Source organism: Mesorhizobium sp. M7A.F.Ca.CA.004.12.1.1 (assembly GCF_003997835.1).
In the GTDB taxonomy this organism is placed as follows: domain Bacteria; phylum Pseudomonadota; class Alphaproteobacteria; order Rhizobiales; family Rhizobiaceae; genus Mesorhizobium.
In genome coordinates this window covers 1-541 of record NZ_RZRK01001471.1, presented here as the reverse complement: position 1 = coordinate 541, position 541 = coordinate 1, and the positions used below count along the sequence as shown (strand labels likewise).

General features: G+C 61.9%; 1 protein-coding gene. It reads right to left on the bottom strand.

Going from position 1 to position 541, the window contains the following annotated elements; genetic code table 11:
• Window positions 1-108: 108 nt before the first annotated feature.
• Entirely contained in the window at window positions 109-423 is a 315-nt protein-coding gene (locus EN984_RS37085; protein WP_027161041.1) for a MocE family 2Fe-2S type ferredoxin, read from the bottom strand.
• Window positions 424-541 lie beyond the last annotated feature (118 nt).

Below are 541 nucleotides of genomic sequence, written 5' to 3'. Positions count from 1 at the left end.
CGCCGACCAGCGTCACCGGCCCCTGATAATCGAGGTCGCGCAGCGCCAGTGCCGCGCGCCCACCGCATTCGCCGGCGCCGATGATGACCATTCCCCCCGCCATGTCGGTCATCCGATCTGAATCAGGACTTTGCCGGCGTCGACCTTGACCGGATAGGTCTTCAGGTTGACGCAGACCGGCGCGCCGCGGGCGTCACCCGTCTTGTAGTTGAAGCGGCCATTGTGCTTGGGGCATTCGATGATGTCATCCATCACCAGCCCGTCGGCCAGGTGCACCTTTTCATGCGTGCACAGGCCGTCGGTGGCGAAGAACTCGTCGTCGGGGCTGCGATAGATGGCGAAGGTGCGGCCGCCATGGTCGAAGCGCATCACATCCTCCTCGTCTATGTCGCCGGTGGCGCAGGCCTCGACCCAGTCGCTCATTCAAGTCCTCCCCAAAAGCAAATCCAGGAAAATTGCGCAGCGGTTTTCCGCCCGGAATTGCGTTAAAACAAACAGTCTAGATCGGATAGAAGCACGATCATTCCGCCGCGGCGGCGAT